This window comes from Affinundibacterium nitidum (genome assembly GCF_014284155.1).
Taxonomy (GTDB): domain Bacteria; phylum Pseudomonadota; class Gammaproteobacteria; order Burkholderiales; family Burkholderiaceae_D; genus Undibacterium; species Undibacterium nitidum.
Genome location: NZ_JACOFZ010000003.1, coordinates 58,454 through 85,207 on the forward strand (window position 1 = coordinate 58,454; position 26,754 = coordinate 85,207).

Here is a 26,754-nt window from a genome sequence, read left to right on the forward strand (position 1 = left end):
AAAATATGTTCGAAAACACATTCAGACTGCGCCCGCAAGCTGATCTCAAATCGGCGCAATGTGCGAAGGATAACCAAGTATGGGCTCAGCGTCAAATCGATGACGCCTGCAAATCCTCTGTCGCTCAATTGGATTTAACTCAAAACAAAAATCTAATGTGTTAAATTTGCCACGACAACTTGGCAAAAATTTCACTCTGTTTGCGTTTTGGTGCAAAGCCAGGCGTTTCTGACTTCGTCATAGTCCAGCCCAAATAGCTAGCGGTACCTAACCCTGCAATTCGAGTAAAGACGAGAGAATTCACGGTCCGGCTGCTTTCGGGAGCGACAATACTCGTGTAAAGCTCAGGATTTCGACTAGTACGAGAATCTTGAAGGATCAAACGCAATGTGTCCTTACCAGAAAGGTGGAGTACGCTATTAATCTGCAAAGCTGTTTCGGTGTATGCCCGCTCGCCGCTATGCAACTCATCGTTCGCATTAATCCAGCTAGTGGCATAACTAGAATCAAACTCGAGACGATCAAGCGGCCTTAGCTTAGCACTCATAGAGGCCGAACCGCCTTTACCCAATCGATTAGCAGAAACGTCAATTACATCACCGACACTAAAATCGCCGTTGACGCGTGCAATTCGCTTGCCTGGGCTTAGAGCAAAGCCCGTCGATACTCTCGTCAGCTTATATAACTCCCCATCTGCATTCACGCGACTACGTACGGAAGGATTAACATTGACATAGACAGAACTGTCATACGCCCCAGCCACACTCATGCCGGGTGAGATACTCTTCGACAAGACATTGCCTTCACTATCAAGCTTGTATTCACTCGAAACGTAGGTGTTGAATTCATTCCATATTCCCAGCTTGCCCCATTTCTTTGTGAGGTCATTGTTCACACTTTGAAATCCAACCTGGGAGAAAAACCCGTTATCGTCACGGAAGTCTTTACTTAAGTCTCGCACACTTAAGCCTATCCCCCAACCATCATCCCCTTTCGACCATCCTGCATAAAAGGCATGCCCACTGGTCAATACACCTTTTGCTAAATTGTCGTGACTGTCGGCTTGCGCCGTTGTATTACTCAGCAAAAGTTGCGCACGTAAACCCTGATTTCGATCTATTTGCCACACAAAGTCGGGGCCAAACACTCGGTTATAGGCGTTAATTTCGTCGTACTGTCGGTCGGTTGCCACCATCCCCAAGGACATCGTTCCAAACCGCAGATTCATCCGTGCATCGGTTGCTACAGAAGCTACGTTAGCATTCGCAGTGGAGGTGTAGTAAGTATGTGGAATCAGCACCAAGCCGCCTGCAGCGTCTTTTGCTACGATCAAGCTGATATCTTTTTCTGCATCTCGGCGGGTATAACGTAAGCCTGCATCTGGATTTGCAATACTTCGCGTACTAATCGCGTTGAAAGGTGTCCTCAAAATATCGGCACCCTCCAGAAAAAACGGACGTTTTTCCTGGACAAATATGCTGAATCTGGTGTTGCCCGACAACTGCGGAGAATCCAGCTCAATTTGAGAAAAATCGGGATTCAATGTCATATCCAAAGTCGTAGCCGAATCAGGGCGCAGTTTAAAATCTAAACTGAACTGGTTAGCGTGTATAGCCTGACTTGGCTTGCCTTGAACGGCATCGGTGCTACGACGACTCACGACTTGCGGCGTCAAATTCCAGTTCATGCCAGAAGGTAAGTCGACTAAACCATCGATCGTGTCGGAGTAGCACAAGTTGCAATTGGTCGCCCTGGTGACGCCACCGCTATACATGCGATAACGTTGATCGCGTGTCATATTTCGTAAAACCAATAAGCTCCATGGCGTGGTCGAATTTTTATCATACGCAATAGAGGCAAATGGAATTCGATATTCAGCACTCCAGCCGCCTTCGAAGCGAGCGGTTGCCACGTCAAAATCATAGTCTGGCGACGAATCTTCTCCCGCAGAATCGCTATAAATGCCATCCATCACCGTACCGCGGGCATTTACATAAAAGATTTGCGCAGACTTATGGGCGCTGCTGGGATCTAAATACAGCGCAAAAAAATCTTGATCGATGGTGATTCGGTCGCGCCTTGCAAAAGAGTCTCGGATCTCTTGTGGATCGGTATCAAATGCAGTGATGCCGACATACAAATACTTCTCATCAAACAAAACGCGGACCTCAGTTCTCAGATGCGCTTTTTGCTTATCAAATGGTTGTGTTTGATAGAAAGCATCATGTGGCTGTGTTTGACTCCATAACTTCTCATCCAACTTACCATCAATACTTGGCTTTACATCACTTGCCGCTATGCGCTTCGCTTGAAACCCAGCATTGGCATCATGACAAAGAAACATGAGGCTCAAAAATAACGGGGCGAATAATACTTTCATGGGGACTTTTTATGTAAAAAATAGCAAGTGGTGGGCGAAGCACAGTAAAGCTAGTCTGTATCGACGGTAGGCAAAATAGATCGCTGTAGTAAATTTTAGTTCAAAAAAAAACTGCCCGAAGGCAGTTTTTTTGAACTTATTGACTGACCGTCAATTAGAACGCGTGGTTGATACCAACAACTGTACGTGTTGCAGAACGGTTGTTTGCGCCGATGATCAAGCCCAAATCTGTATCTTTAGCTTGAGTTGTGCCAGCTTTTGCATATGTGAATGATGCATATGCAGCTGTACGCTTACTGAAAGCATATTTAGCCAAACCAACGAATGTGTCAGCTTTTGCTTTCAAGTCGCCAGAACGGTGAGTAGAGTAGTAACCGCCTGTCAACGTCACAGCTGGAGAAACAGCGTAGTCAAAACCAGCGCCCATTACACCGATGTTACGGCCTGTTGTGTTCACTTCGTTTTCTGTGTAAGTAACTTTTACTGTCAAATCTGAAGTAACAACAAATTTACCACCGCCAGTGTATGAACGCAAAGTGGAGTTGTTTGCAGCATCACGCAATTGAGAGTATGCGAACACAGCAGTCATACCATTTTGTGAATAAGTTGCAGATGCGCCAGCGTAGCTGCTTGCCATTGTGTCGCCAGCTTTTTCACCGAAACCGTACATAGCGGAGAAAACGACACCACCAAACATTGCTGGTGCGCTGTACTTGATAGAGTTGTTTTCACGAGCAGCGGATGAAACACCGTTGCTAGTACCATGTGCACTGTACAAAGTCGTGTTATTCAATGAACCCAAGTTCACGTTGGCATTTGTGCCTGGATGTGCGAAGTTCATTGGATCAACTTGTGACAATGTGTCGTATGACAAGTTAGTTTGACGACCAGCTTCGAAGCTACCGAAATCGCCAGACAAACCTACTGTTGCTTTACGGTCAAACAAGTTACCTGCCACGCCTGTGTCAGCAGACAAAGAGCTTTCCAAGTTGAAGTTTGCTTTCAAGCCATTGCCCAAATCTTCAGAACCGCGGAAACCCCAACGACCAGAGCTCAAACCGCTTGATTCCATAGAGATTTTTTTAGCGCCTGTTGTTGTTTGGTTTGTCGCAGCAGAAGTGTTCACGTCAACGATACCGTACAAAACGACAGAAGACTGAGCAGAAGCTGCTGATGCGAATGCGCTCAAAACTGCAAAAGCGATAAGTGATTTTTTCATTGAAAAGCTCTCCAAAGGTTAAAAAATTTCTTGAATGATTTTATTACTATATAAATATCAACTCAAAATGGTGTCCCAAGTTCCTGCCACCTAACAAACCTTGGCAGCTTTTTGCCTTGTATACTAAGTGGCATTGGAACAAATTGCACCCTTTTGGGCAAAGGGATTCACGGTTTTTGTGCAACTATCTCTTGATTATGTGGCATTGCAACAACAAAGCACTAGATCGGCACACAAAAATGTGAATTATAGCAACCTTTCTGAAAATAAGGAAATTGCGATACCACAACTCTGCCCCCTCATATAGGGCTTACAATAAGCTTTTCAAGGCCTCTCGACACTTTTTATGACCGCCCCCTCTATCGATATCCTCATTGGCAACTTTGATCGCGCATTACGTGTGATCAGTGGCCAAGCGCGCGCCTCTCGTGCCAATCCTGCTGCATCACTTGAAGAAGCAACTTTGTCCGAAAATGAACAAAAGCACGCTGCGGGCTTGATGCGCGTCAACCATGTTGGTGAAATCTGCGCCCAAGCTCTCTACGATTCTCAAGCCGTGTTTTCTCGCGATCAAAAAGTGCGAGAGCAATTCAAGCATTCAGGAATCGAGGAAGAGGATCATTTAGCTTGGACTGCCGAACGACTACAGCAACTCAATTCGCATACAAGCATATTAAATCCAATTTGGTACGTTGGAGCATACGCATGTGGACTCGCCGCAGGTGCATGCGGTGATGCGGTCAGCCTTGGCTTTGTGGTGGAAACCGAAAAACAGGTGGAAGCACACCTTGAGAGCCACTTGGAGAAACTGCCGATGCAAGATGCAAAATCGAGAGCGATCGTCGACCAAATGCGTATCGACGAAATCAATCACGGTGACGCTGCCAGCAAGTTAGGTGCACAAGATTTACCGGCTCCAGTGAAGGGCTTGATGAAAGTGATGGCGAAGGTCATGACGAGCACAGCCTATCATGTTTAATCCCAGGCGCTAAGCTGCTAGCAGTTCGACGCTGGCAGCAGCTAGATGCGTTCTACATCCGCTCTAATTTAGCGATGCCCAAATCGAGCAACTTCATGCCGAATTTGCCGAAATTAATATGGGCACGCGCATTCGTTCCGCTGCCCTCAATATTCACTATCACGCCCTCACCAAATTTTGCGTGAGAGACATTTTCTCCAATGCGCCATGCGCTGCCAGTTTGCGTTTTAGAGAAACCTTGTGCGATCTGATTGGCGCCACTCTCAGGAGCGTCATCCCAAGCAGATTTAGTACGACCAAACCAAGTTGGCTGCACCTTAGGCGAGAGCCATTTCAATGAAGCATCGGGCATCTCATCGAAGAAACGCGAGCGTAAGTTGTAGCGCGTTTGGCCATGCAACATGCGAGTTTGCGAGAATGTCATATACAAGCGTTTGCGAGCACGAGTTATCGCCACGTACATCAGGCGGCGCTCTTCTTCTACACCAGACTCTTCCTGTGAACTATTTTCGTGTGGGAATAAACCTTCCTCCAATCCACCAATAAACACCGAATCAAATTCCAGGCCTTTTGCCGCATGCACAGTCATTAATTGCAAAGCGTCTTGTCCCGCTTGCGCTTGATTATCGCCTGCCTCTAAAGAGGCATGGGAAAGGAATGCTGACAGCGGTGACATCACGGTTGGCAACGCCGCATCAGCATCAATAATCTCGATACCTTGATCATTGGCAATCAGACTGCTTGCTGGTCGCGACGTGGGCCCAGTCAATGCTGGCGCGTCGTGACCAAATCCTTCTTCGGAAACAAAGAGGGTCGCGGCACTCACCAATTGTTCCAAGTTTTCGATGCGATCCGCACCTTCTTTTTCGTTTTGATAGTGGGTAATCAGTGTACTCAAATCAAGCACCACTTGGACCATTTCTGGCAGGGGTAAGTTTTGGGTTTCGAAACGCGCAGCTTCAATTAATTTAACGAAGGACGCCAATGAACTACCGGCTTTACCTGCCACGTATGGAACTGCGGCATACAAGGATATATTGTATTGGCGTGCCGCATCTTGCAACTGTTCGATCGAACGCGCACCGATACCGCGCGTAGGAAAATTTACGACGCGTAAAAAGGCTGAATCGTTATGCGGATTATCCATCAACTGCAAATACGCTATCGCATGTTTAATTTCCGCGCGCTCAAAAAAGCGCTGACCACCGTAAACACGATACGGTAATCCGGCGGTAAACAAAGCATGCTCAATCACTCGTGATTGAGCATTGGAGCGGTAAAGAATCGCTATTTCGCTGCGAAGTGATCCGTCGCGTATCAAGTTTTTCGCTTCTTCCGTAATCCATTGCGCTTCTTGAATATCGCTACTCGCTTCAAAAATGCGTACAGGCTCACCATGCCCAGCATCGGTACGCAAGTTCTTGCCAAGACGTTTGCTATTGTGTTCGATTAAGGCATTCGCGGTATCAAGAATGTGTCCGTGAGAGCGATAGTTTTGTTCAAGCTTAATGAGATTTTCGACCTGAAATTCACGTTCGAAGGCAGACATATTGCCAACGTTAGCGCCGCGGAAGGCATAGATACTTTGGTCGTCATCACCCACCGCGAACACTGCAGCGTGGGTTCCTGCCATCAATTTCAGCCACTTGTATTGCAAGTCATTGGTATCTTGAAATTCGTCGATAAGAATGTGCTTAAAGCGCGACTGGTAGTGCTCGCGCAAGGGCTGATTACGACTCAACAATTCGTACGTACGTAACAACAACTCAGCAAAATCGACCACGCCTTCACGTTGGCATTGCAAATCGTACAGATCATACAAAGCCACCATCTTCCGATTGAAATCATCATAGGCATCGACCGCGGCGGCACGCAAACCTTGGTCTTTCGCGCTATTGATGAAGTACATCAAATTTTTCGCGGGGTATTTCTCATCATCGATATTATTCGCTTTCAACAGACGTTTAATAAAAGAGAGTTGATCACCCGAATCAAGAATTTGGAACGTTTGTGGCAGACCCGCATCGCGATGATGCGCACGTAACAAACGATTACATAAACCGTGAAAGGTACCAATCCACATCCCGCGCGTATTGATCGGCAACATTGCTGATAATCGCGTCAGCATTTCTTTCGCAGACTTATTCGTAAAAGTCACTGCCAAAACGCCGTTTGGAGAAATTTGCCCTGTCTGAATTAACCAAGCAATGCGAGTGGTTAAGACGCGAGTTTTTCCGGAGCCCGCCCCCGCCAAAATGAGTGCGGATTGAGGTGGCAAAGTAACAGCAGCAAGCTGTTCTGGATTTAGATTATGTAAGAGATTTTGCATCCCGTCATTATACGGGAGAGCGAGGTTCAGTAAGCGGCGATAACTGATTTTTTATCCGATTTGCGCGTAGAACCTCGCCATTCTGGGCGGGGATGTAGGCGCGGAAGGCGAAGCCTTCCTTGCCTTGAACTCTCAATTTAATGCGGCGTTTGCTGCTGCTCGATGTACTTGCGAATAACAGCGATAGGCGCACCGCCGCAGCTTCCCGCAAAGTAACTAGGCGACCACAAAGCGCCTGACCATAATTTCTTTTGAATGCTCGGATATTTTTTCTTCCGAATCATCAAATTCGATATTCCCTTGAGACTGTTCACAAGCTTTGACACTGCCGCTTTCGGTGGGTAGTTCACCAGTAGATGAACGTGATCGTCCTCACCGTCAAACTCTATCAGTTCCGATTCAAAGTCATTGCAGACACTAGCAAATATGGGGCGCAAATCATCAAGAATCTCTTTTGCAAATACGCCGCGTCGGTACTTTGTTACAAAGACCAGATGTACGTGCAAATTAAAAACGCAGTGTCTTCCAGTCCTAATATCGTTGTTGTCTTCGCTCATAGGCCAGAGTATGATCGACTCATGCAACGACTTCAAGCCTTTAAATACGAACTGATGCCAGACGGCAAACAGCAGCGCGATATGCGTCGCTTCGCTGGATCGTGCAGGTTCGTCTATAACAAGGCTTTAGCATTGCAAAAAGAAAATCATGAAGCAAGTGGCAAGTTCATCGGCTACGTGGCAATGGCGGCGAATCTGCCGATCTGGAAGCGTGAATCAGATACGGAATGGCTTAAAGAAACACCCTCTCAAGCATTGCAACATGCTTTAAAAGACTTGGACAAAGCCTACACAAACTTCTTTGCTAAACGTGCCGACTTCCCGCGTTTTAAAAAGAAAGGCAGTGGCGATGCTTTCCGCTATCCAGATTCAAAACAAATCAAGCTCGATCAGGCCAACGATCGCATAATGCTGCCGAAACTTGGCTGGATACGCTACCGCAACAGCCGTGATGTACTGGGCGAAGTACGCAATGTGACGGTGAGTCAATCAGGCGGCAAGTGGTTCGCCTCGATCCAGACGCAGCACGAAGTTGAACAGCCCTTACCCACGGCGACAAGCGCCATCGGCATCGATGTCGGCATTGTACGGTTCGCTACGATGAGCGATAGTAGCTTCGTCGCGCCGCTTAACAGCTTCAAGAAGCATCAGCAACGCCTAGCTCGCTATCAACGCCGCATGAGCCGTAAGACGAAGTTCAGTAGTAACTGGAAAAAGGCGAAAGCCAAAGTTCAGAAAATTCATACGGGCATCGCTAACGCCAGAAAAGACTTCCTGCACAAAACCACAACGACGATTAGCCAAAACCACGCGCTCGTTTGTATTGAGGATTTGCAGGTCAAAAATATGTCTAGGTCTTCCAAGGGCAATAGCGAACAGCACGGCAAAAAAGTAGCGCAGAAGTCCGGCTTAAACCGTTCTATTCTAGATCAGGGTTGGGGCGAATTCAGACGGCAACTGGCATATAAGTTGGCGTGGCAAGGCGGCATGTTGCTGGCCGTTCCGCCTCACCATACAAGCCTGACGTGTCCAGCTTGCGGCCATGTATCGAAAGAAAATCGTCTCTCACAAACAAAATTCTTGTGTGTCGATTGCAGCTATGAAAATCACGCCGATGTAGTAGGTGCGATCAATATTTTAGAGCGGGGATACCGCTTGTTAGCCTGTGGAGAGTCGGTGCAGTCAGGTCGCTCAGTGAAGCAGGAACCCACCGAAGCGACTCGCAAATCATCGCGGAGCGCCGTAGGAATCCCCGTCCTGTAGGGCGGGGAGGATGTCAAACAGTCTATGCAGTCTGCTTGCGCGTTTCATCGTAGGTGCGCAACCAGGTCAATTGCAGCACACGAGCATCACTACTGGCACGATGCCGAGCCACGCAAAGCTCTTTTGTGATTTGTTCTTTAGTCGACTGCCAAATCGGCATTTGCTCGTCTTCAATGATTTCAAACAAATCTGTTAATTTGAATTTGGGAACGATGCCTGCGGCATCAAACAAACGCGCCATCCAGACATAATCTTGCCCCCAGCCGTCCGTGTAAACAGTGCGGCCACCAAGAAAGAAATTGAGCTGTTCGGCTACAAAATGGGCTGTATTGCCGCGCTCAACTAAGATTTCTCTTGCGATGTTATGGACTTTAGCCGCCTCTGGATCCCAATGCGTCCAATCATTTTCAGGACGAATCAGCGAACACCAGCCCTCTCCATGTCGCCCCGAGAAGCCGACTTCTATCGGATAACTGCCTTGACCAAAGCCTGAGGCTTCAAAGTCAATAATTATGGGCACGGTCATCATCGGACACTCCTCTCAATCCACTACGCTGATTAGCTTATGCTGGGCGAAACATAGGGAATACGGCTGCATCCCATTGTGCCTCAATTTTGCAGCAAAGCAAGATGTTCCACGCGAGTTTCACGTGGAAGAGCGCAGAAGCGTGGTATTTAAGGAACGACTAAGCGGGGCACAAAAAAACGCTACAGAATTAATATCACTATGGCAAGAATTTTGCACCATGTTCGCGCTGGCGACGCAAGGTTTTTGTGGCCACAAAAATCTCGCGCAAAAAGAACATAAAGCTGCCGATTAAAGCAAACACACCCAATACAAACATCGACGCAATCAGTTTATCGAGGTGAATATCGAGCGCATCGCCCATAAACAAAGCTGCGATCACCAAGCAAATCAACAGCGCGCAGGTTGAGCTCAGCGTAATCGCACGATTAATTAGGTGCATCCGTTGATAAAGCTCATCTAACTCCAATTGCATATTGGGCGTCAACACTTCTTGCCCTTGCGTATTGACCAAATCTTCCAAGGTCCGAGAACGATCAATAATTCGCGCCAAACGATTCGTCAACACGGTCAAGTTCGTTCCAACACCTGTCAGTAAAAATACGGGGGCAATTGCCAATTGAATAATTTGTCCAATATTTCCTAAATGCAGATTGATCACGATAAGTCTAGCGCCTGAGTGTTGGTTGAGGATGTATTTTAGCAGCAAGTCTTTGCGCTTGAAGGCCCAGGGAGTTCTTCATTTACATTTGACGCCATGAAAAAACCATTGGCGCCAGCTGCTTACACTTCGTCGCTTTATGCTGGATATGGGCATTGATCGTCGGCATAGTGTGCCTACATTCAAACCTTCAAGAGGATCATATGTTCACACAAATCATCACACACACACCACTTTGGGTTTGGGCGCTGTTGGCGTTCTTAGTGACGCTCGGCTGGAGTCAAACACGAGATCGTGAAGTTTCATTAAAGCGTGCGACGATTCTCCCTGTGGTCATGATCATCTTTTCTGCCAGTAGCGTATTGCAAAACAAAGGCAACCATCTTCAGCTCATCGTGACTTGGATTATTGCTTGCGTACTAGTCGCTGCTTGGGTCATGCGCCTTCCCCTCAATCAGAAAACACACTACAAACGAGACACAGGCACGCTTCAAGTAGCAGGTAGCTGGATTCCTATGGTATTGATTTTGACAATATTCATCGGCAAATATGCATTAGCGATTTTTACAGCTTTGCAAGCAGAGCAGGCGCATAGCATTACATTCACCATTTGCAGTACGCTATTTTTCGGATCGTTGAGTGGCATCTTCCTTGGCCGCACAGCGCGTCTATGGCGAATCGCTACTAATGCAAAACAGCAGCCACTAGCACAATCAGCCTAATGGTAAGCTGCAGTGCTAGCGACGTGGATGATCGGACTCGAACATCTCTTTCATGAGGAAACGCTCGGTTTCTTCAGAGTCTTCTGGTGCCATGGAAATCATAATCACACGACCAAGGCGATTCGATTCCCATGGTGCTTGTTTCTTAAAGCGAGTGCGGATCACTTCCATCATTTTCTTGACGATTGCCAACTCAACATTACCACCGAGACCCGCATCAACTTCGTAAACTTGGCGATTACTACCGACCCGCACTTCCCAGCCTCGAAATGAGAACGTTGCCGTGCGCACGCCTTTATTAATAATGGTAAATAAACCACCTTCGCCATTCTTACCATTGGCACGGTCCATGGCGCGGCGAATATTTTCTTCAGCAATCTCTTGCGAACTTCGGCCTCGATTACCTTGAGCGGGCTGATTTTCCGCTGCGGCCGCTTCGCGCGCAGCTTGGCGCCGTTCACGTGCAGCGTTTAGCATCGCCGACATATCAGGCGGAGGCATATCTTCGTATTTTACAGGAGGCTTCTCTGCCGGCTCTTCGACAGGTTGCGGAGGCACTTCTTTAGGCTTTTGAATTGCTTTGGGATTAGGCGGTGTTTTTGTCTTAACTTCAGCCTTTTTGGCATCAGGTTCACCCTGTTTGATTTGTTTGAGCTTGTCAAAAATCATAACCATCGGGCTACTCAACGGCCGCCCATCTTTGATATCGGCTCCAATTTTGAGCAGCAGATACAAGAACAAGACGTGCAAAAGCAATACGAACAGAATCGAGACTAGACGACGTGGCCTAAATCGAATGTGGATCTGAACAACCCCTTGCTCTTCTAATGCGCGCTCTTGTGATTCTGTATACAACTTCATGCGATCTGCTTCAAATTGCTTGGCTTACCAATAAAGCTGGCAAGGATACCTCAAATCGGGCGCTTGCCGTGTATCAAAGCATTGCAAAACCTGAATTTTTCCTACTTTTACATTTCCTATTTTTCTCGTGCAATTGTGTGTTTAAGCAAGAACTGTAACAAAATTTCTGAATGGAACACCCATTTTCCAAGCGCATTTTCACTCACATCTACTCGAGTTATTTGAGGTCATCAAACGAAACTCAATGCTCACATTTACTTACAAATGCTGCCTTGGCACAGTGCACAGTGTTCACTACGCTAGCTTCATTGACCACGTGAAGCTGCATGCACGACCTACAGTGCGCGGCAAACCAATGAAGAAAGCGAGTGCATATGCCTTACGATCAAAAGCCAACTAAAGAAATTCCTTTGTCGTGCCACGATGAAAACTTAGTCACAAAATCAACGACACTGGTCGGTATCGCAAGTACTGCACTTGCCCTGAGTGCCTGTGGCGGCGAGTCGAACCCGCCTAGCAATACACCACCGCCCGTCGCGATGGCTGGAGCGCCCTTTGCCAACGCCGCAGCCGCCATCACTGACGCGGAGGCTGCACGATTTTTGCTTCAAGCTAGCATGGGAGTCACACGAGAACAGATTCAACGTGTGCAAAGTTTGGGTTATAGCGGCTGGCTAGACGAGCAATTCAATTTTGCCGGAAACGGTACGCGCTGGGATTGGCTGGTAAAGAAAGGGATGAATGCGTCCAATTATCGCAACTCACAAGCGGGTTTTGATTCTTGTGCGTGGCGCAAACTAATTAGTTCTCCCGATACACTCAGACAGCGCGTCACTCTCGCTCTTTCAGAAATATTAGTGGCGAGCATACAAGGACTAGTCAATGGAGGCGGCTGGAAAGCCTTTGCTGCTGCCAACTATCTTGACCTATTAGAAGCAAATTGCTTTGGGAATTATCGCGATATTTTACAAAAGGTCTCGACAAGTACCACGATGAGTTTGTATCTCACCTATCGCGGCAATACTAAATACAACCCCACGACTGGTGCGCTACCCGATGAGAACTACGCCCGTGAAATCATGCAGTTGTTTAGCATCGGTCTCATCCAACTCAATCTGGACGGCTCACCAATATTAGAGCATGGGGTGCCTGTCGAGACCTATGGACTTGACGATATCACGGGACTCGCCCGCGTCTTCACTGGCTGGGACTTTGATCTCGCTGGAAGCAATACTTCGACGCCCGACTATCACAAGCGTCCGTTACGCCAAGTGCCTAATAAGCACGAATTCGGTAGCTCAAGCTTTCTGGGTAAAACTATTCCAGCAGGTGTAAGCGGTGAGGTCGCTTTGAGTATGAGTCTTGACATCCTGTTCGCCCATGCGAATGTTGCGCCTTTCATTTCACGACAACTGATACAACGTTTTGTCACGAGTAATCCTAGCTCTGCTTATATCGCTCGCGTTGCCACCGTCTTTAATAACAATGGCGTGGGCACCAAAGGGGATATGAAGGCGGTCATCAAAGCTATCCTACTTGATACCGAAGCGCGCGACACTGTCAGCTTAAATAACCCACAGTTTGGCAAAATAAAAGAGCCCATGATGCGCTTCTTGGCATGGGCACGAAGCTTTTCCGCTATGTCGAAAAACGATAATTGGCTCATCGGCGATACCAGTGACGCGGGAACAAAGCTTGGGCAAAGCCCCTTGCGCTCCCCTACAGTTTTCAATTACTTCCGCCCTGGCTATGTGCCACCCAATACTGCAATCGCAAATTCGAATTTGGTCGCTCCCGAAATGCAAATCGTCAATGAATCTTCTGTGGTGGGCTACGTCAACTTCATGCAAGCAGCCATCAATGGCTCAAAGGGTGTAGGTGACCTCACTGCCAATTATCAAGGGCTGTTAGCGCTAGCCGATAACGCCAATGCTTTAGTCGCTGAACTCAATTTGCTATTGGCCGCAAATCAAATTGGTTCGGCGTCGATCACGTTGATCGCGAACGCCATCAATAGTATGCGTAGTGGTAGCGACGTATATCGTTACCAACGCATCTACGCGGCCTTAACGCTGGTGTTGGCCAGTCCTGAATTTATCGTCTTGAAATAGTGAGTAGATCATGAAAAACAATATGAAACCGAACGCATCTCGTCGTGCTTTTTTTCAACGCGCGGCAGCACTTTCCATGTCGGGCGTTGCGGCTCCTTGGGCTCTTAATCTAGCCACTATTGCAGAGGCATCCGCTGCTGGGGCGACCGACTACAAAGCCATTGTTTGTGTATTCCTGTATGGCGGAAACGACTATGCCAACACCCTTGTCCCTTACGACACGGCTAGCTACAACGCCTACCAACAATTGCGACCCAGCTTAGCCTATCAACGTTCAAATCTGACTGCAACCGCTCTCAAACCTATCACTGCTCCGGTGGATCGTTATGGTACAGCACACGAATATGCACTCGCGCCAGAACTATCACCATTGCTGCCTTTATTTGATAGCGGCAAGATGGGCGTTGTCCTCAATCTTGGGACACTGATTCAACCTACAACGAAGCTTGAATACACGAATCGTAGTGTCGCCTTGCCGCCGAAATTATTTTCACACAACGATCAACAATCAGTGTGGCAATCGTCCTCTCCTGAAGGTGCTGCATCAGGTTGGGGCGGTCGCATGGGCGATCTATTTGCTGCTGGAAATGGCAATGCCACCTTCACTTGTGTCAATGTCTCAGGCAACGCGGTTTATCTAGCAGGAAAACAGGCCGTCCAATACCAAATTACGACTAAGGGTTCGGTACCTTTTAATGGACTTAAAGCGCCTCTATTTGGTTCGACAGCATGCTCCGATGCACTACGCCAAATCATCACACAAAGTCGAAGCCACTTGTTTGAAAATGAATACAACCGAGTCACATCGCGATCGATCGATGCCGATGCTGTACTGAGCGCTGCTTTGGCGAGTGGCCCCGAAATCAAGACTGTTTTTCCGACGGATAATAGCCTCGGTGATCAGCTCAAAATGGTGGCGCGTATGATATCGACGGCGAATAAGGTCGGCGCTAAACGCCAAGTATTCTTTGTATCGCTTGGTGGCTTCGACAACCATGATGGGCTCCTCACAGACCACCCGGCTTTGCTCAAAACCGTTGCCGATGCTATGGCTGCCTTTTACAACAGCACGGTCGAACTGGGCGTCGCCAATCAAGTGACCACATTTACCGCCTCTGATTTCGGCCGAACCTTAAGCGGGAATAATGACGGCAGTGATCACGGCTGGGGCAGTATGCATTTCATGTTGGGCGGCGCAGTAAATGGCAAACGTTTCTATGGTACGGCGCCGATAGTCGCCAGCAACGGTGATGACGATGTGGGTCAAGGTCGCTTATTACCCACGACTTCGGTCGATCAATATGCGGCAACCTTAGGAAGCTGGTTAGGGATCTCCGATTCTGGTTTGTTGGATCTATTACCGAACCTCCATCATTTTGACCTCGATAAGCGGAAGCTTGGTTTTCTTTAGGCACCAAACTCAATTGACCAGCGACTCACTCAAAACTGCGTTAAATCCACTTGAACTTATTTTTTTACCATCGCAAAAATGGAGATTTCAAAGGATTTAACGCTTTTTAGCGGGTTTTGAACGAATGAATTAGCCACAAGGGGCGCGACAGAGTAAACTACGGCCTTATGCTTTTTCGCATCCTGCGAAAAACGCCCCCTCCTGTGAGCCCGTCCCATGTCTGAAGCCAAACTCGTCCCCAACATTACTTTCGCTGATTTGAAACTGAGCGATGCCATCCAACGCGCGCTGAGCGACGTTGGCTATGAGTCCCCATCGCCAATTCAAGCCGCGACGATTCCCACTTTGCTGGAGAATCGCGACGTCTTAGGTCAAGCACAAACCGGCACGGGTAAGACTGCTGCGTTTGCTTTGCCAATTTTGTCTCGCATCGATATTCGTCAAACAGCACCACAAGCGTTAGTCTTAGCGCCAACGCGCGAACTCGCAATTCAAGTGGCCGAAGCCTTTCAAACCTATGCGCGTTACATTCCAGGTTTTCATGTATTGCCTATCTATGGTGGCCAAAGTTACGGCCCACAATTATCTGCCTTGCGCCGTGGTGTGCATGTTGTGGTTGGTACCCCTGGTCGTGTGATCGACCATTTGGATAAAGGCTCACTCGATTTATCTCAGCTCAAAACTTTGGTGCTCGATGAAGCCGATGAAATGTTGCGTATGGGCTTTATCGATGATGTCGAGCGCATTTTGCAAGAAACGCCAGATGGCCACCAAACTGCCTTGTTCTCGGCCACCATGCCCTCCGTCATCAAGCGCATCGCACAAACTTATTTGAATAATCCTGCGGAAATTACGGTTGCAGCAAAGACCGGCACGGCTGACAATATTCGCCAACGCTATTGGTTAGTCAGCGGCATGCACAAGTTAGATGCATTAACTCGCATTCTCGAAGCGGAAACCTTTGACGGCATGATTATTTTCGCGCGCACTAAGCTGGGCACAGAGGAACTCGCATCAAAATTAGCTGCCCGCGGTTTCTCAGTAGCAGCGATCAACGGCGACATCCAACAAGCGCAGCGCGAACGCACGATTCAGCAATTAAAAGACGGCAAGATCGATATCTTGGTAGCAACTGACGTGGCGGCTCGTGGTTTGGACGTTGAACGTATCAGCCATGTGGTCAACTACGATGTGCCATATGATCCTGAAAGCTATACACACCGCATTGGTCGTACCGGCCGTGCTGGTCGTAGCGGTGAAGCGATTTTGTTCATCACACCACGTGAGAAAAATTTGTTGAAAGCGATTGAACGCGCTACGCGTCAGCCAGTCTCACCATTAGAATTACCGACGATCCAAGCTGTGAACAATGTTCGTATCTCACGTTTTAAAGATCAAATCACTGAAACTTTAGCGCAGGGTGAACTCGAACAATTTTTGTCCGTGATCGAAGCTTACGAGCAAGAACACAATGTTCCTGCCATTGAAATCGCTGCAGCTCTCGCGAAAATGGCGCGTGGTGATGAACCCCTGCTGCTCGACAAAAATAAACGCGAAGTCAAAACCGACGACAGCTGGCGTAATGATAGCGGCCGCGATAGTGGTCGTGACTTTGGACGCGATAGCCGCAGCGAACGTCCTGCACGCGGTGATCGTTTCGCTGAACGTGAAAGTCGTGGCCCACGCCGCGAGCATAGCCCTCGGACCGCTGAGCCTGGCATGCAAACCTTCCGTATCGCAGTCGGTCATGATCATGGCGTAAAACCAGGCAATATTGTTGGCGCGATTGCGAATGAAGCTAATATCGAATCTAAGTTTATCGGTCGCATCGACATTTATGACGACTACACAGTCTTAGATCTACCCGATGACTTGCCAAAAGATATGCTGGCGCACCTGAAATCAGTTCGTGTTGCAGGCCAGGCCCTGAATATTCGTGCTGAGGGTGCGGGCGGCCATGACGACGCACCACGCACTGAATCCCGCGCGAAACCGACTCGCGAGCGCGCTGAGCGCACTGAGCGTAGTGATCGCGGCGAAAGAACAACGAGTGCCACGCGACTGGACCAAGTCGTGCAACGCGCTGCTAGCAGTAAAGAAGAAATCGCTGCTGAGATCGCCGCACCTGCCCGCAAAGAGAAGAAACGCGAAGAAGTTAAAGGTAAGGTCGCTATTCCGATGCAGACTTTCCGTATCGAAGTTGGCAAACAAAACGGCATCACGCCGGGCAATATCGTCGGCGCCATCGCTAACGAAGCCGGTCTCGATGCAAAGTTGATTGGTCATATTGGTTTATTTGACGATTACTCGACTGTCGATTTACCGGTCGGCATGCCGAAAGAGATTTTGACGCACTTGAAGAGTGTTTGGGTCGGTGGCAAAAAACTCGACATGAAAGAAATTGGCAGCAGCAGCTTGCTCGTGAATGCCCATTCAACTACACCATTGGCGCTGAAAGAACGCGTCACGGGTGGCAATCGCCGCGTTGCAGAGAAAGATCGTCAATCTGAGGCGCCTCGTGCCAAGAAGCCTGTCACAGCGCGCGGTGGTAGCGGAAGTCGTTTTGAGAACGTCAAAGCACCAGCCAAAGGCGGTAAAAGTAAGAAGTTCTAATCTTCAATTGTAGCCTCTAGGATTGATTACATTGCCCTCCAGATGGAACAATGTAATCAATCGATTTTAGGGTAGGCAACAGCAAACTCCCTGCATTCCCCATCCATACCAGTGCCTCAGAGCAATCACCGGTCAACACTCACTTGTCTAATAGATCTTCAAAAAACTTTAAACAAAGACAATAAAATTTGGCAATTTCGGGAAAAACAACATATTTAGAGTTAACATTCTAATTGCTGCGTTGCGGCAATTTATGACATAATTCCCGTCTGTTCGATACCAGTTATTCAACGCCATGCCCCGCAAATTAAGGCTTTCCCTCTCCAGGCACTTTGAATTGTGACATGTCGCCTGTGATAAAATCGTGGTCTGTCACAATAATGAAAACGCTTTGTCACCAAACTGTCACAATCTGGCGGCAAACTCCACTGTTCTCAAAAATTTGAGCATTTAATTTTACAAAAATCACTTGGATATGGAGTGGGAAATGAAACATCAATCTAAAACGGTGAGCACAACTTACCGTCTGAGCGTCATTGCAATGGCTTGCCAATTAGCTTGCTTGAGCGGCGCAGCTTTCGCGCAATCAACTACGCAGAAGCAATCTTCTGAATCCACTGAGCCAATCAGTGCGACCCAAATTACTATTACCGGCAAAAAAGTCGGTATGGGTTTGATGGTTGAAGAAAACGCACCAAAAGCACGCAGCACGATCACTGCGGAAGAATTAGCGAAACAACGCCCAACTGGTAACCCATACGAAGCTTTGGAATTGATGCCAGCGGTAAATAGCTTCAACTATGATGCTTCAGGTTTGTTTGGTGGTGGTTTGACATTGCGTGGCTTTAATAGCGACCAGATTGGTGCAACAATCAATGGCGTACCAGTCAATGACTCTGGTAACTTCGCAGTTTTCCCACAAGAATTCGTTGATCAAGAAAATACTTGTACGCAATTCGTGACTCAAGGTTCTACTGACGTAGACTCCCCACAAATCGGTGCAACAGGCGGTAACTTCGGTATTACAACTTGCGATCCATCCAAAACTCAACGTACTCGTGTCATGCAAACCGTTGGTGGATTGAACTTGCGTAAAACTTTTGTACGTTACGATACTGGCTTGTGGTCTGACGGTCGCTCCCGCTTCTTCATTTCCGTTTCCGATGCGAACGTTCGTAAGTGGAAAGGCGAAGGCCGTGCGATGCGCGACCACGTTGACATGGGCTACCGTATTGATTTCGATCGCTTCAACTCCATCAATGCAACCTTGTTGTACAACCGCGCGATCAATAATAACTTCGCAACGTTCAGCTTGGCTGACTTGAATAAATTCGGTTACTACTATGACTTCGCATCTAAGTTCCAAGGTCATGTAACACCAACTAAGGGTAAAGCAGACAATGATCCAAGCGTCGCATTCGCTGACTCTTACTTCAATTTGTCCAAAAACCCATTTGAAAATGCAATCGCGTCTGTCGTTGGTAAATTCCGTATCGGCGAAAACACCGATGTACGTATCGTTCCTTACTACTGGTTCGGTTACGGTACAGGTGGCAACCAACAACGTTTGCAAGCAGAAAACGCATTCTTGAACACTGCGACTGGCAAAAACACTGCAGCAGTTGACTTGAATGGCGACGGCGACACATTGGACCGCGTGATCGTTGCCAACAGCAGCGTGACACGCACAAACCGTCCTGGTATCACAGCATCTATCGCTCACCAATGGGGCAACCACACTTTGCTCGGCGGTTTCTGGGGCGAACGTGCAACACACGAACAATTTGGTCCTATGGTTCCAGTTGATGCCAACGGTATCGCAGCGGACATTTGGTTGGAATCTGATCGCATCAAGCGTCCAGATGGCTCTTTGTTCCAATCTCGTAATTGGCGCACGATCAGTACTGCTTACCAATTCTTTGCTCAAGACACCATGAGTTTCGTGGAAGACAAGCTTTTGATTAACGTTGGTGTACGTGTACCAACGATGAAGCGTGACTTTACAAACTTCGCAAACGAAGGCGCGGGCGTTGATTATAAGATTTCTCGTAGTTACACCGAAGTGTTACCACAGTTGGGTGCACGCTACCAGATCGACTACAACAACCAATTGTTCGCAAGCGTGGCGAAAAACATGAAAGCTCCACCAAACTTCGTGTATTCCGCTTTGCCGGTTGTTAATGGTGCGCCTGTATTAGGAAATGACGTCAAGGCTGAAACTTCCTACAACCTCGACCTTGGCTATCGCTTGCAAAGCGATGCATTGACTTCACAAGTCACTTTATACTCTGTGGACTTCCGTGATCGTCAAGCAACTGCGTATAACCCTGTGACTGATACTCGTAGCTTGATGAACGTCGGTAAGGTAAAAACACAAGGTTTCGAACTCGAGGCGGGTAACAAACCTATTAATGGATGGTCTTTCTATGGTTCGATCGGCTATGCGAAGAGCGAATTCCGTGACAACATGCAGTTCTTGGTCACTTCTCCAAAACGTGAAGTCATCACTTTGCCTATCACAGGCAATCAACTGACCAATACACCAAAGTGGAAATATGGCTTATCGGTCAGCTACGAACAAGCTAACTGGTACACACGCTTGAAAGCTAAATACACTGGCGAACAACAAGCGACGATGATGAACGACGAACTCGTACCAGCCTATACGCTGGTTGGTTTAGATGCTGGTTATCAGTTCCCTCAGAGCAATTGGTACAAGAAATTGACATTGCGTCTCAGTATTAGCAACTTGCTCAATGAGAAATATCGTAATCCATCTTCAAACTCCATTACAAACGCTAAACCTGTTGGAAGTTTTGCTGCAAGCACAGTGTTCTACTATATGGGTGCACCACGTTTGACTTCTGTAACACTCAGCGCAGACTTCTAATCGCTTTAATATAAGCAATTAGATGCTCTAATACGAATCTGCGACAGCCGCATGTGCTGTCGCAGATTTTTTCATTTTGAAGGAACGATATGAAACTGCGTTTGTTGAGCAGCATAATAATTTCTACAGTACTACTCAACGCATGTTCGAGTACGCAAACCGTCTCGCCTGTAGCTACGGCAAAGAACCAGCAAACAACTGAAATTAGCATCTTCAGTATTAACGACCTACACGGACATTTGCAAGCGAGCAAACCCGTGCCAATGATGATTACAGAAGATGGCAAAGACGGCGGCACCATTCCCGCTGGTGGTTATGCCTATTTGAGTAGCGCAATCAAAGCAGCGCGCCAATCCAAGCCGCACAGTATCGTGCTTGGCGCAGGCGATATGATAGGCGCCACACCGATTGGCTCCGCATTGCTGAAAGACGAGCCAGTGTTTGAAGCCTTAAACCAACTCGATTTAACCGCCACCTCGCTCGGCAATCATGAGTTCGACATTGGCAGCAAAGCGTTAATGGACAAAATTCGTGGCGTTTGCGATCCGAAAGGATGTCACTATCCGTCTTTCCGAGGAGCGAAGTTTGAATACCTAGCTGCCAATGTGATCGATAAAGACACAGGCAAACCTTGGGTAAAACCCTATATTGTTCGCCAAGTCGGTGATGTTCGTATCGCGATTATCGGCGCTTTAACAGTGGACACCACACATTTGGTTGCAGGTGATGGCGTTAAAAATCTACGCTTTGACGATGAGGCCACGGCCATCAATCGCTATGTTCCTGAAATGCAGCAACAAGGGGTTGCCGCCATCATTGTCTTAATCCACGAAGGCGCCAATCACCGCGGTGCGGCGAACGATCCGAGCTATCAATGTGATGGCTTGCGCGGCCCTATGGTCGACATGATGCAAAAACTAGATCCCGCGATTACGATGGTAATTTCAGGTCATACGCATCAAGCCTACACATGCAAAGTTGGAGGTAGATTGTTGGTGCAAGCTCGCAGCTATGGCACTTACTTTACCGAAACGACTCTAAAGATTGATCGTGCGCAAAATAAAGTGATCGACGCCTCGTCGGTCAACCACCTTATTAATCAAGAAAAGATCACGCCAGATCCAGAAGCACAACTCTTGGTCGATAAGGTCATTGCCCTGACTAACGAAGTACAATCCCGCCCGATCGCGCAGCTGCCAGCACCTCTGAACCGCCAATACTTGCCAAAAACATGGGACTCTTTATTGGGTAACGTCGCAGTAGATGGCCAGCTCAAATTTGCTCAAACCTTGGGGCCTGCAGACATCGCCATGATGAACTCCGGTAGCATTCGCAATGACTTACCGAGCGGTAAACGTCCGTTGCCGATCACACTCACCTACGGGGATTTATTTGCAGTTCAGCCCTTCGGCAATGGTATTGCCCGCATGAAACTCAGCGGAGAGCAAATCATCAAAGTGTTGCAACAACAATGGAGTGGTCGCACCCTGACTGATCCTAAGAAGCTCTTTGTTTCAGCAGGTTTTAGCTATCACTGGAAAGCAAGCCCGAATGAAGCGGATCGTATTAGCAATGTCAAATTAAACGGCCAAGCCTTAGTTCCAGATCGCTTATACACTGTGATTGTGAATAGTTTCCTCGCAGATGGAGGTGATGGTTTTACTTTGTTCAAAAACGGTATTGAACGTCAGGACATTGGACAGGATATCGATGCATTGGAGTTCTATATCAAAAACTATAGCAAGGAATTGATTCGAGACTATCCACCTCGAGTTATTCGTGCTGAATAAGTAAGTGACCCACAATAAAAAAGCCGCCTGATGAATGTCAGACGGCTTTTTTTATTGGCACGAATGCCAAACACATATTAGTGTTTGTCTGCTGCAGATGCTGGTGCAACTGACATTGCTGGGGCAGAAGCAGATACCGCCGGAGCTGAAGCACCAACGATTTCAATCTTCGCTTTTGCTTTCAAGTCATCCAACAATTTTTTCAAGCTTTGTTGTTGGACTTGTTGTGTCAAACGTGGTTTCACTTGTTCCAATGTTGGTACTGGTTTTGCACGTGAATCTTCCAACAAAATAACATGGAAACCAAATTGTGATTTCACTGGTGTTTCAGTGAATTTTCCTTTTTCCAGTTTCGTTGCTGCAGCACCGAATTCAGGCACCATGCGGCTTGGATCAAACCAACCCAAATCACCACCGCGGTCTTTCGAACCTGGATCTTTTGATTGTGCTTTAGCCAGCGCTGCGAATTGTTTTGGATCTTTCTGCAATTTAGCAATAATCGCTTTCGCGTCGTCTTCTTTCTCAACCAAGATATGACGGGCTAAGAGCTCGTTACCACCCATAGAGATTTTGATCTTGTCGTACTCAGCAGCTAACATTGCGTCAGTCACTGGGTTGTTTTTCATATAGTCTTCAACAAAACCTTGCGCCAAAATGCTGAGTTTAGCCATTTCGATTTGGTCAGCGACTTCACCCTTTTTATCCAAACCTTTTTTGATCGCTTCTTGCGCAACCAATTGTTCCAGCGCCAGATTGTCAATGACCATCTTACGCATTTCTGGATTATCAGGCATGCCTTGTGCAGCTTGTTGCTTGATAATGAAATCAACTTTCTTTTTGCTGATTGGCTGACCATTGACGGTTGCAGCGATCACATTTTCAACGCCATCTGCAGCCTTATCGCCGCCCTTATTACACGCTGTCAATGCCAGCAAGGCGATTGCACTTCCAATCACGACACGAGATTTCATCAACATCTTGGTATTCCCTTTAAGTTTCATTATGTTCATTCGCCATCGCGATATTGCATTGGCGGCTCAAATACAAAAGACAACATTAATCGTTTAAAAACCGATGGCGAATTTTACCTGTGATTTATGAATTGCACGTAAAATTCATTCAGTTTTAGCCACTTCGGAGAAGCAGCTAGCTCGCGAAGGATGAAGATCAAAAAGACTTGGCTGTGCTTGTTAGCACACTCCAATCAAGAAATTAGGAATGCATATGTTCGATTTTTCAGAAATGTTACCTGTTGGCATGGTCGCACACGGTGGGCAAGTTGCACAAATTATGGCCGATATCGCGAAACGCCAACGTGGTCTCCCCGATTGGGAAGCCTTTCACTATGAACGCATATCTGACCAAGCGGTCGAATTGACTGGTGGGATTGTGAGTACCGCTAGCGGCGCCAAGCGCTGGCTAGAGCCACATGACTGTGTGACGATACCATTGGCAGCAGTTGTGCTTGAAATGCAGAAACTGGGGATTATCCCTGCATCCAATGCTCCGAGTAATAGCGCCATCGATGCGGTATCACTAGTTGCAGCTACACATCAAAATCGTAAGCGTGAGGTCATGCACGTAAGCTTTGCGCTTCCCTCAGATGCGATAGGGCGTCAACGACTACTAAAGACTTTCCATTTACGAGCCGATTTTTTCGGCGCCGAGGTCATCGCTTGTAGTCTGGAGCCGACAGATATAACTGATTAACACAAGCCAAACAGCCCAAAAAGAACTAATTCAACGGTCAAAGACTGCGTCACATTCCGGTCATAAATGCTGCGTAAAGTAAAAACTTCTTTCCGCAAATCAACTATCGAGACCGCGATGCAAACCTTACTTCAACCCGGTATCCATTGGATTCGACGTTTCCGGCTTTTACCCAAGTTCTTAATTGTGGCAGTTTTATTTGCAGGTCCTGCGAGTTTGATTACAGGCCTGTTGGTACATGAGCTCAACAAATCTATTACCCTCGTAGAACAAGAGAAAGCTGGTGTAGTGAGTTTAACTCAGGTCCAGCAATTGCAATCGAGCGTCCAAGCCTACCGGGCTTGGACGCATTTGGCCATGGCTGGCAACGGCAACGCAAAAGAGCGCAGTCAAAAACTCGCGACCGAAATCGAACAAAAAATATCTTCTTTGCAGTTAAATATAAAGCCGCTAGGTTCACCAGCCATTGAGAAACTTTTCGCTGAGGTCAACACGCTATGGGGTTCTACTCGCAATCTTGCTCCGAACTCAAAGTCTCGCGAACAATACCAATCCAGCAGCGCGTTGCTGACACAACTAGAGAAGCTCCACACGCGTATTGCCGACGACCAAAAATTAAGCTTGGATCCTCAGGTAGACACCTACTATCTAATCAACCTCTTTAGCAAAACCATTCCGGAACTGAACGCAAATCTCCTCGATACAGCATCGAGAAGTTCCCCCTATATTGATACCGGTTTAATGGAGGCCAACGAAGATGTCCTGATCAATGCCAACATATTACTGGCACAACGAGACTTGCCACGATTTCAAGCGCAAATACAAGCAGCAATCAATGTCGCGCCGAGCCTTCAGAATCTAAACAAAGCGAGTGCTGAAATCTATGCTCACAATCAAGTTTTTCTCGATCGCACCAAGAATGAAATTCTCAACACTCTAAATCAAACTAGCAGCACCGCTTTTCTTGAAAGTGGGCTTGCAGTTTCCCAAGAATGGCAACAGTTAAACGAGGCGCTGGCGGTTATTTTAAAGGACAAGTTTGAACAAAGAATGCGAGCCCATCTGTGGGACCGAAACGCCATCGTGGCGGGCATTTGTCTCATGCTCATACTTGCTAGTTATCTTCTCGCGAGTTTCTATTTCTCTTTTTCGAATCAGGTGCGAAGTCTAAGTGCTGCGGCACTCCAAATTAGCCAAGGCGACCTGAGTCAAACCCTAAGCGCGGACGGAAAGGATGAACTTGCGCAACTCCAAGGAGAGTTCGAGCAAATGCGGCTTGTGCTTGCAAAATTGGTCGAAGAAATTCGTGACGGCACAAGTAACATCGCGCTTGCGTCGCAAGAAATCGCCAACGGCAACAGCGACCTATCAAATCGTACAGAGCAACAAGCACACTCACTCGGTCAAACTTCAAATTCAATGGAGGAGTTAACGACGACCGTTCAACAAAATACTAACAGCGCACAAGATGCAAACAAGCAGGCTAGAAATGCGACCGAAATTGCCAAACAGGGTGGTGAAATGGTCGATCAGTTAGTGATCATGATGGAAGCCATTCAAGTCTCCTCACAAAAAATTAACGACATCATCGGCGTGATCGATGGCATTGCATTTCAAACCAATATTCTTGCACTCAATGCGGCCGTCGAAGCAGCTCGGGCGGGTGAACAAGGGCGTGGATTTGCTGTGGTTGCGACCGAAGTCCGTAATCTAGCGCAGAGATCCGCTTCCGCCGCCAAAGAAATTAAGGAACTCATCGTTGCTTCCGTCGACCAGGTCAAGGCGGGTAATAAACAGGTACTCGCAACTGGAGAAACCATGCGGAAGATTGTCCTATCGATCGACGCTGTTTCAGGCAACATGCAAGAAATTACTCACGCGAGCGTTGAACAAGGAGAAGGCATCCAAATGGTGAATGTCACACTTGGCCAACTCGATGAGATTACCCAACAAAATGCAGCTTTGGTGGAGGAAGCTGCTGCAGCGGCAGATAGCCTACATCAACAAGCTGAAGTCTTAGCACAAGCAGTGTCGAGCTTTAAGCTGAGCAAGCTCAAAAATTCTTCAACTGAATTTTTGATTGTTGAGGGGGGCTCAAAAAGAATGCGGTCTTCAAAACAAGATCAACGGCGACCTCGGGCAATACTCTCCACTTGAACAAAAAAATCCACCTTTGCGGTGGATTTTTCACGATGGCCATTAGAAAATTAACAGCTGCCCGATGTCACTGCAATCGTCGGGGCTGAGGTTGCAGACGTCGGCTCAGTGTAGCGAACGTAACAATTCAGTCCCTTGATCGTCCCAGCAACACTTGCTGGAATTAAGGCGATTTCGGTGGCAGAGGTTGATGGAGAGTTTGCAGTCGCGACCGCACTTGGTGCGACGAGAGTGTAGTCCCCAGTTGCACCAACAACAACACCTGCCGCTAGTGGCAAGTTCGCATCCGCTTTAGGGTAGCCAGAAGCAAACGCTGTCGAATAGGTCACAGTGACGCCTTCCAAAACTACTGTTGCTGGTGGTGCACTCGCAACTAAGTACTTGCCCTTAGCCAATGTAGAAACTGTTGTCAGCGATCCTTGAACTGCCTTGAGGGAGGCAATTCGTGCATTCCCACCAAAATCCGCAAACTTTGGTAGAGCAATTGCTGACAAAATTCCTAAAATTACGATAACAACGATGAGCTCAATTAATGTGAACCCTCGTTGCCGAGTTGCTTGCGCTTTCATACTCAC

19 protein-coding genes are annotated in these 26,754 nt (G+C 47.6%); 10 read left to right on the forward strand and 9 right to left on the reverse strand.

Features of this window, described 5'->3' with window-relative positions; translation table 11 throughout:
• Nucleotides 1–160: 160 nt before the first annotated feature.
• Nucleotides 161–2,344 carry a carbohydrate binding family 9 domain-containing protein gene (locus tag H8K36_RS10195; protein WP_186916584.1) on the reverse strand — a complete coding sequence of 728 codons (2,184 nt, stop codon included), beginning with the start codon at nt 2,342–2,344 and terminating at the stop codon, nt 161–163.
• A 190-nt stretch (nt 2,345–2,534) separates the two neighbouring features.
• Nucleotides 2,535–3,599, reverse strand: a complete 1,065-nt coding sequence (locus H8K36_RS10200; protein WP_186916583.1) for a porin — start codon at nt 3,597–3,599, stop codon at nt 2,535–2,537.
• Between the two features lie 346 nt (nt 3,600–3,945).
• On the opposite strand from H8K36_RS10200, the gene coq7 reads away from it, so the two are divergent.
• A complete protein-coding gene (gene coq7, locus H8K36_RS10205) occupies nt 3,946–4,578 on the forward strand; it encodes a 2-polyprenyl-3-methyl-6-methoxy-1,4-benzoquinone monooxygenase (RefSeq protein WP_186916582.1) in 633 nt (210 codons plus the stop codon).
• A 52-nt stretch (nt 4,579–4,630) separates the two neighbouring features.
• On the opposite strand, the gene H8K36_RS10210 is transcribed toward coq7, so the two are convergent.
• Together H8K36_RS10210 and tnpA are read right to left on the reverse strand one after the other, a co-directional pair.
• Nucleotides 4,631–6,907 carry a UvrD-helicase domain-containing protein gene (locus tag H8K36_RS10210; RefSeq protein ID WP_186916581.1) on the reverse strand — a complete coding sequence of 759 codons (2,277 nt, stop codon included), beginning with the start codon at nt 6,905–6,907 and terminating at the stop codon, nt 4,631–4,633.
• Between the two features lie 137 nt (nt 6,908–7,044).
• Nucleotides 7,045–7,464 carry an IS200/IS605 family transposase gene (tnpA, locus tag H8K36_RS10215; RefSeq protein WP_186916580.1) on the reverse strand — a complete coding sequence of 140 codons (420 nt, stop codon included), beginning with the start codon at nt 7,462–7,464 and terminating at the stop codon, nt 7,045–7,047.
• Between the two features lie 21 nt (nt 7,465–7,485).
• Between tnpA and H8K36_RS10220 the strand changes: the two genes are divergently transcribed.
• Entirely contained in the window at nt 7,486–8,727 is a 1,242-nt protein-coding gene (locus tag H8K36_RS10220; RefSeq protein WP_186916579.1) for an RNA-guided endonuclease InsQ/TnpB family protein, read from the forward strand.
• Between the two features lie 22 nt (nt 8,728–8,749).
• Here the strand turns inward: H8K36_RS10220 and H8K36_RS10225 are convergent, their stop codons facing one another.
• Together H8K36_RS10225 and H8K36_RS10230 are read right to left on the reverse strand one after the other, a co-directional pair.
• Nucleotides 8,750–9,256, reverse strand: a complete 507-nt coding sequence (locus H8K36_RS10225; protein ID WP_230404520.1) for a 3'-5' exonuclease — start codon at nt 9,254–9,256, stop codon at nt 8,750–8,752.
• 196 nt (nt 9,257–9,452) lie between these two features.
• On the reverse strand, nt 9,453–9,911 hold the full coding sequence (locus H8K36_RS10230; protein WP_186916643.1) for a DUF2721 domain-containing protein: 459 nt from the start codon (nt 9,909–9,911) through the stop codon (nt 9,453–9,455).
• Between the two features lie 173 nt (nt 9,912–10,084).
• Between H8K36_RS10230 and H8K36_RS10235 the strand changes: the two genes are divergently transcribed.
• Nucleotides 10,085–10,636 carry a DUF6622 family protein gene (locus H8K36_RS10235; protein ID WP_329604223.1) on the forward strand — a complete coding sequence of 184 codons (552 nt, stop codon included), beginning with the start codon at nt 10,085–10,087 and terminating at the stop codon, nt 10,634–10,636.
• 15 nt (nt 10,637–10,651) lie between these two features.
• Here H8K36_RS10235 and H8K36_RS10240 read toward each other — a convergent pair whose 3' ends face one another.
• Complete coding sequence (locus H8K36_RS10240) at nt 10,652–11,497, reverse strand: hypothetical protein (protein ID WP_186916577.1); 846 nt, start codon at nt 11,495–11,497, stop codon at nt 10,652–10,654.
• Nucleotides 11,498–11,871: 374 nt separating this feature from the next.
• Here H8K36_RS10240 and H8K36_RS10245 point away from each other — a divergent pair, with 374 nt between their 5' ends.
• The 5 genes from H8K36_RS10245 to H8K36_RS10265 all read left to right on the forward strand — a co-directional run bounded on the left by H8K36_RS10245 (nt 11,872) and on the right by H8K36_RS10265 (nt 22,312).
• Entirely contained in the window at nt 11,872–13,608 is a 1,737-nt protein-coding gene (locus H8K36_RS10245; RefSeq protein ID WP_230404522.1) for a DUF1800 domain-containing protein, read from the forward strand.
• A gap of 10 nt (nt 13,609–13,618) precedes the next feature.
• Nucleotides 13,619–15,019, forward strand: a complete 1,401-nt coding sequence (locus tag H8K36_RS10250) for a DUF1501 domain-containing protein (RefSeq protein WP_230404523.1) — start codon at nt 13,619–13,621, stop codon at nt 15,017–15,019.
• A gap of 216 nt (nt 15,020–15,235) precedes the next feature.
• The gene (locus H8K36_RS10255) at nt 15,236–17,632 is read left to right on the forward strand and encodes a DEAD/DEAH box helicase (RefSeq protein WP_186916576.1); all 2,397 of its coding nucleotides are present in this window, start codon (nt 15,236–15,238) and stop codon (nt 17,630–17,632) included.
• 487 nt (nt 17,633–18,119) lie between these two features.
• Nucleotides 18,120–20,522, forward strand: coding sequence for a TonB-dependent receptor (locus tag H8K36_RS10260; RefSeq protein WP_186916575.1), 2,403 nt, complete (start codon nt 18,120–18,122; stop codon nt 20,520–20,522).
• Nucleotides 20,523–20,611: 89 nt separating this feature from the next.
• Nucleotides 20,612–22,312, forward strand: coding sequence for a bifunctional metallophosphatase/5'-nucleotidase (locus H8K36_RS10265; RefSeq protein ID WP_186916574.1), 1,701 nt, complete (start codon nt 20,612–20,614; stop codon nt 22,310–22,312).
• 77 nt (nt 22,313–22,389) lie between these two features.
• Here the strand turns inward: H8K36_RS10265 and H8K36_RS10270 are convergent, their stop codons facing one another.
• A complete protein-coding gene (locus H8K36_RS10270) occupies nt 22,390–23,289 on the reverse strand; it encodes a peptidylprolyl isomerase (protein WP_186916573.1) in 900 nt (299 codons plus the stop codon).
• Between the two features lie 247 nt (nt 23,290–23,536).
• Here H8K36_RS10270 and H8K36_RS10275 point away from each other — a divergent pair, with 247 nt between their 5' ends.
• Complete coding sequence (locus tag H8K36_RS10275) at nt 23,537–24,022, forward strand: hypothetical protein (protein ID WP_186916572.1); 486 nt, start codon at nt 23,537–23,539, stop codon at nt 24,020–24,022.
• Nucleotides 24,023–24,139: 117 nt separating this feature from the next.
• Nucleotides 24,140–26,179 carry a methyl-accepting chemotaxis protein gene (locus H8K36_RS19610; protein ID WP_186916571.1) on the forward strand — a complete coding sequence of 680 codons (2,040 nt, stop codon included), beginning with the start codon at nt 24,140–24,142 and terminating at the stop codon, nt 26,177–26,179.
• 50 nt (nt 26,180–26,229) lie between these two features.
• On the opposite strand, the gene H8K36_RS19505 is transcribed toward H8K36_RS19610, so the two are convergent.
• Nucleotides 26,230–26,748 carry a type II secretion system protein gene (locus H8K36_RS19505; protein WP_186916570.1) on the reverse strand — a complete coding sequence of 173 codons (519 nt, stop codon included), beginning with the start codon at nt 26,746–26,748 and terminating at the stop codon, nt 26,230–26,232.
• Between the last annotated feature and the right edge of the window lie 6 nt (nt 26,749–26,754).